The organism is Methylibium sp. T29 (genome assembly GCF_000576205.1).
In the GTDB taxonomy this organism is placed as follows: Bacteria; Pseudomonadota; Gammaproteobacteria; order Burkholderiales; family Burkholderiaceae_C; genus Methylibium; species Methylibium petroleiphilum.
In genome coordinates this window covers 1-6,002 of record NZ_AZND01000207.1, presented here as the reverse complement: position 1 = coordinate 6,002, position 6,002 = coordinate 1, and the positions used below count along the sequence as shown (strand labels likewise).

The following is a 6,002-nucleotide window of genomic DNA, read 5'->3' as shown; positions in this document are numbered from 1 at the left end:
GCTCGCGCTCGGTCAGTCGCGCAGCGGCCAGGCCGGCCCGCTGTGCGATCAGCACGGCCGCTTCCGCACGCTCACCGGCAGCGCGCGCAGCCTGCTCGCTGGCCCAGGCCGCATCGGCTGCGGTCCAGGGCAGGGTCATCGGGGCTTCGAAGCTGCGAACGAGCAGCACGCGGCGAGCGTCGTCGGCGTTCATGCGGTCCGGGGCGTCGGCAAGCGCGGCAAGGTGGGCCGAGAGAGGGAGAGGCGGTGCGAGGAAGGCATGTCGTTGCGGATGGTTGCACAAGATTTTGCGGAACAACCCCGGCGCAGGGCCTTCTACCTCTGTCAACTCTCCCGGAAAGGACCGACCCCGATGCCCAAGATCTCCCGAACCCTCGCGCTGCTGCTGGCTTGCGGCAGCGCTGCGGCCTCCGCCCAGGTCACGCTCAAGGACGATGGCGAGTGGCGCGCGCTGCTCGGTGCCGGCCTCAGCGCCAGCAGCGGCAACACCCGCGCCACCAGCCTCACGATCAAGGGCGAGGCCGTGCGCCTGACGCCCGAGGACAAGTGGGCGATCTACGGCGACGGCCTGTACGCCGAGAACGAGGGCGAGACCTCGGGCAACCAGATCCGCCTGGGCACGCGCTACGACTTCAACCTCACGCGCGAGGTGTTCGCCTTCGGGGGTCTCGACGCCGAGCGCGACGGCATCGCCGATCTCGACCTGCGCACCGCCCTGAGCGGCGGCCTGGGCTACAAGTTCGTCAACACGCCCGAGCACACCTTCAACGTGTTCGGCGGTCTGCAGTACGCGCGCGATCGCTACAGCGAACCCCGCCCGGTGGACGGCGCCGACCGCGTGCGCTACAGCGCGCTGAGCGCGCTGCTCGGTGAGGAGTCCACCCACAAGCTCACCGACACCGTCTCGGCCAAGCAGCGCTTCGAGCTCTACCCGAGCCTGAAGAACGACGGCGAGTTCCGCGCCCGCTTCGACGCCGACCTGGCGGTGGCGATGACCAAGGCGCTGAGCCTCACGGTGGGCATTGCCTCGCGCTACGACAGCGAGCCCGGCCTCGGCCTGAAGAAGACCGACACCCTGCTCACCACGGGGATCAGCGCGCGTTTCGACTAGGACCCGCTAGCGCCGCAGCGTGCGGTAGACCGCGCTCTCGAAATCGACGAAGCCTGGATAGGACGCCACGTCCTGGAAGGGCAGGATCTGCGTGCCCCAGAAGCCGCCGATGCGGTTCTTGCGGTCGATCCAGTAGTAGAGGTTGCCGAGGCCGGCCCACATCAGCGACCCGGCCGGTCGGCCGGTGGGGGTGTCCTCGTCGTTGACCATGAAGGTGTAGGCCCAGGACTTCGACAGGCCGGGGAAGAACTCGCCGGAGTTCGACAGCGCGGGATTGGTCGTGACCCAGCCGCCGCTCTTCAGTGCGCCCAGTCCGTTCTGCGACATGCGCTGCACGGTCTCGGCGCGCAGCACGCGGCCGTTCGCGCCGTCGCCGTCGTTGAGCAGCATGCGGATGAACTTCATGTAATCGCCGACCGTGCCGTACAGGCCGTGGCCGCCCATGTCCATCTCGGGCGGCTGCGGCAGCACCAGGTCGGGCACCGGCGTGAGCTTGCCGTCGGCGGCGCGCATGTGCAGCGAAGCGCGCCGCTGCATCATCGAGGGCGTGATGACGAACGCGGTGTCGTTCATGCCCAGCGGTGCGAACAAACGCTCGGCCATCACTTCGCCGAGCCGCTTGCCACGCACGGCCTCGACCACCTTGCCCAGCCAGTCGATGTTGCAGCCGTAGTTCCAACGCTCGCCCGGATCGAACAGCAGCACCGACTGGATGGCCTCGTAGGTGTTGGCGATGAGGGTCGGGATGTTCTTCGCCTGACGGTAGGCCAGGTCTTCGGGGCTGAAGAACTCGTAGCCGAAGCCGGCGGTGTGCAGCATCAGGTCGTTCAGCGTGATGGCGCGGCGCGGCGGGCGCGTCTTCGGCTGGCCGTCGGCATCGAGGCCGTCGTAGACCTGGATCGCGGCGATGTCCGGCACGTACCGCGACGCCGCATCGTCGAGGCCGACGAGGCCTTCCTCCACCAGCTGCATCACCATCGCGCCGGTGAGCGCCTTGGTGCAGGAGAACAGGCACATCACGGTGTCCACCGTCATGGGCCGGTCGCTGCCGAGCTCGCGGCTGCCGGCGGCGCCCTCGTAGAGGTTGCCGCGCGCATCGGTCGCCATCGCGACGACGCCGGGTGCGCCACCGGCGCGGCCGACGGTGCTGTCGAGAACCGCGTCGGCGGCCTGCTGGAGGGAGTGCTGCGTCATGCCGTGTTCCGTTCGAGAGGCGGCCGGGCCGCGAGAGCCGGGCCGGCACTCTCTCGCGGTGGTGCCGGCCTGCGTGGATGCCCGAATGTAGTCAGCGCGGCAGCAGGCGGGAGCAGGGCAATCCCGCGGGCGGGCGTGTCGCCTGCCCGTGGCTCAGGCGACCTTCACCACCACCTTGCCGAAGTTCCTGCCCTGGAGCAGCGAGACCAGCCCCTGCGGCGCGCCTTCCAGCGTGTCGATGACGTCCTCGCGCACCTTGATGCGGCCCTGCGCGAGCAGGCCGCTCATCTCGCGGAAGAAGGCCTCGTAGTGCTCGGCGTAGTGGTCGTAGATGATGAAGCCCTGCGTCTTCAGGCGCTTGAGCAGCGAGGTCAGCAGCAGCGGCATGCGGTCGCCCGATTCGCCACCGCCGTTGTAGTGCGCGATGAGGCCGCAGATCGCCATGCGCGAATGCAGGTTGAACAGCGGCAGCACCGCGTCGAACACCGCGCCGCCGACGTTCTCGAAGTAGATGTCGATGCCGTCCGGGCAGGCCTTCTTCAAGTCGCCGGGCAGATCGGCCGAGCGGTGGTCCACGCAGGCGTCGAAGCCCAGTTCCTGGACGGCATAGCGGCACTTGTCGGCGCCGCCGGCGATGCCCACCGCACGCAGGCCGCGCGCCTTGGCCAGCTGCCCGGCGATCTGGCCCACCGCACCGGTGGCGGCGGCGATCACGAAGGTTTCGCCGGCCTTCGGCTCGCCGATGTTGACCAGGCCGTGCCAGGCGGTGAAACCCGGCATGCCGAGCACGCCCAGGCCCCACGACGGATGCGCCATCGACGGGTCGAGCTTGATGTCGATGTCCGAGCCGTCCGACAGCGCGTAGTCCTGCCAGCCGCTGGCGGCGATCACCAGGTCGCCGGCCTTGTAGCCGGGATGGCGGCTTTCCTCGACGCGCGAGATCGTGCCGCCCACCATCGCGCCGCCGAGGTCGACGCCGGGCCGGTAGGAGTAGCCCTCGTTGAGGCGGATGCGCATGTACGGGTCGAGCGACAGCCACAGCGTGCGCAGCAGCATCTGTCCCTCGGCCGGCTTGGGAATGTCGACGGTCTCCAGGCGGAAGGTGCTGGCGGTCGGCATGCCGGCGGGGCGTTCGGCCAACACGAAACGGCGGTTGGTCGATGAGGTCTGGGGCATGGCGGGAGTCCTGTCTCGGTGGGGTGCGGGTGGTTTGTCGCGATCGAGGGGCCGTGCGTGCCGTTCCACGCTCACATGCCTGCGTAGTTCGGCCCGCCGCCCCCCTCGGGGGTGACCCAGACGATGTTCTGCGTCGGGTCCTTGATATCGCAGGTCTTGCAGTGCACGCAGTTCTGCGCGTTGATCTGCAGCCGGTCGGCGCCGGCCTCGGTCTTCACGAATTCGTACACGCCGGCCGGACAGTAGCGGCTCTCCGGACCCGCGTATGTCGCCAGGTTGACAGCCACCGGCACGCTCGCGTCCTTCAGCGTCAGGTGGGCCGGCTGCTGCTCTTCGTGGTTGGTGTTGCTGATGAACACCGAGCTCAGCCGGTCGAAGGTGAGCTGGCCGTCGGGCTTGGGGTAGGCGATCGGCGTGCACTGGTCGGCCGGCTTGAGCCGCGCGTGATCGGCCTCGGTGCGGTGGATCGTCCACGGCGGGCTCTGCACGCCCAGCCGGGGCAGCAGCCACTGCTCGATGCCGGTCATCAGCGCGCCCACGGTGTTGCCCTTCTTGAACCACTGCTTGAAGTTCTTCGAGCGCTGCAGCTCGGCGTGCAGCCAGCTCGCCTCGAAGGCCGCCGGGTAGGCGGCGAGTTCGTCGTGCTGGCGCCCGGCCGCCAGCGCCTCGGCCAGCGCCTCGGCGCACAGCATGCCGGTCTTGATCGCGGCATGGCTGCCCTTGATGCGCGCGGCATTCAGCGTGCCGGCCTCGCAGCCCACCAGCGCACCGCCGGCGAACACCAGCTTGGGCAGGCTCAGCAGCCCGCCGGCGGTGATGGCGCGCGCACCGTAGCCCAGTCGCTTGCCACCGGCGAGTACCGCACGGATGGCCGGGTGGGTCTTCCAGCGCTGCATCTCCTCGAACGGGCTGAGCCAGGGGTTCTGGTAGTCCAGCCCCGTCACGAAGCCGAGCGTGACCTTGTTGTCCGCCAGGTGGTAGAGAAAGCCGCCGCCATAGGTGTGCGAGTCCATCGGCCAGCCGGCGGTGTGCACCACATGGCCGGGGCGATGCTGCGCGGCGGGGACCTCCCACAGCTCCTTGACGCCCAGCGCATAGCTCTGCGGGTCGCGGCCCGCGTCGAGCCGGAACTTCGCGATGAGCTGGCGGCCCAGGTGCCCGCGGGCGCCTTCGGCGAACACGGTGTACTTGCCGCGCAGCTCCATGCCGAGCTGGAAGTTCTCGGTCGGTTCGCCGTCCTTGCCGATGCCGAGGTTGCCGGTCGCGACGCCGCGCACCGCACCCTGCTCGTCGTACAGCACTTCGGCGGCGGCGAAGCCGGGGAAGATCTCCACGCCCAGGGCCTCGGCCTGCTGGGCCAGCCACTGGGTCACGGCGCCCAGGCTGATGACGTAGTTGCCTGGTTGTGGAAGCAGTCGGGCACCAGCCAGTCGGGGGTGCGCGTGGCGCCGGTCTCGGAGAGGAAGAGCACGTCGTCGCCGCTCACCGGCTGCTCCAGCGGGGCGCCGCGTTCCTTCCAGTCGGGGAACAGCTCGGTGATCGCGCGCGGGTCCATCACGGCGCCCGAGAGGATGTGGGCGCCGGGCTCGGAGCCCTTCTCGAGCACGACGACGGAGACCTCCTGGCCGCGTTCGGCGGCGAGCTGCTTCAGGCGGATCGCCGTGGCCAGGCCGCCGGGTCCCGCGCCCACCACCACCACGTCGTAGTCCATGGCCTCGCGCGGGCCGTGCTGGTCGAGGAGGGCTTGCGGTGTCATGTCTCGTTCCTGTGCTTCGCTTCGGAGGGCCTCCGAAAGGCGCGCGGATTCTAAGCCGCAGCACGAGGAAAAAGAACGGTCGTTCTATTCTGTTCCGGCGCGGTCCGGTGCACCTTACAGCGGCAGCAGCTTGACGTCGAACAGCCGTTCGCCCAGCCACACCAGCGCCACGATGCCGGCGAAGGCCGAGCCGCTGCGCAGCCAGGCGCCGGCATGGCCGCGTTCTCGCACCGGCCACAGCAGTAGCGTCGCGGCCGCGACCACGAGCAGCTGACCCACCTCGACACCCAGGTTGAACTGCAGCAATGCGCCCGCCATCGCCCAGGGCGCGAGCTGCAGCTCGATCAGCGGCCCGGCGAAGCCGAAGCCGTGGATCAGCCCGAAGGCGAACGCCGCGACGGCCCGGCGCCTGCCGAGGAAGGGCCGGATGTTGTCGAGCGCGGTCAGCGCGATGGTCACCGCGATCAGCGGTTCGATCACGCTCGGCGGCACGCTGAACACGCGCAGCGAAGCGAGCCCCAGCGTGACCGAGTGGCCGACGGTGAAGGCCGTGATCAGGCCTGCCAGCGGCCACAGGCGCCCGCGCCAGCCGCCGTGCCGGGCATCGGGGCCGAGCACCAGCGGCAGCAGCAGGCAGATCAGGAACAGCACGTGGTCGCGCCGATCAGGATGTGGTGCAACCCCTCGCCGAAGAAGCCCGGCGCGGGCGCCGACTCGGCGGGCGGGTCGACGCCGACCGCGGCCCCGGAGCGCCGGCGCTCGGAG

Annotated in this window: 4 protein-coding genes and 2 pseudogenes; 1 reads left to right on the top strand and 5 read right to left on the bottom strand. The window is 69.8% G+C overall.

The window, feature by feature from the left end; genetic code table 11:
* Positions 1–193: pseudogene (locus x551_RS17490) on the bottom strand (hypothetical protein); the annotation flags it as partial.
* 159 nt (positions 194–352) lie between these two features.
* Between x551_RS17490 and x551_RS17485 the strand changes: the two are divergent.
* On the top strand, positions 353–1,111 hold the full coding sequence (locus x551_RS17485; RefSeq protein WP_036235360.1) for a DUF481 domain-containing protein: 759 nt from the start codon (positions 353–355) through the stop codon (positions 1,109–1,111).
* Between the two features lie 6 nt (positions 1,112–1,117).
* Here the strand turns inward: x551_RS17485 and x551_RS17480 are convergent, their stop codons facing one another.
* The 4 genes and pseudogenes from x551_RS17480 to x551_RS17465 form a co-directional block, all read right to left on the bottom strand.
* Entirely contained in the window at positions 1,118–2,305 is a 1,188-nt protein-coding gene (locus x551_RS17480; RefSeq protein WP_036235362.1) for a serine hydrolase domain-containing protein, read from the bottom strand.
* A gap of 153 nt (positions 2,306–2,458) precedes the next feature.
* Complete coding sequence (locus tag x551_RS17475; protein WP_036235364.1) at positions 2,459–3,481, bottom strand: NADP-dependent oxidoreductase; 1,023 nt, start codon at positions 3,479–3,481, stop codon at positions 2,459–2,461.
* Positions 3,482–3,552: 71 nt separating this feature from the next.
* Positions 3,553–5,237: pseudogene (locus x551_RS17470) on the bottom strand (electron transfer flavoprotein-ubiquinone oxidoreductase).
* 114 nt (positions 5,238–5,351) lie between these two features.
* Positions 5,352–5,888, bottom strand: coding sequence for a HupE/UreJ family protein (locus tag x551_RS17465; protein WP_051512117.1), 537 nt, complete (start codon positions 5,886–5,888; stop codon positions 5,352–5,354).
* Positions 5,889–6,002: the final 114 nt, after the last annotated feature.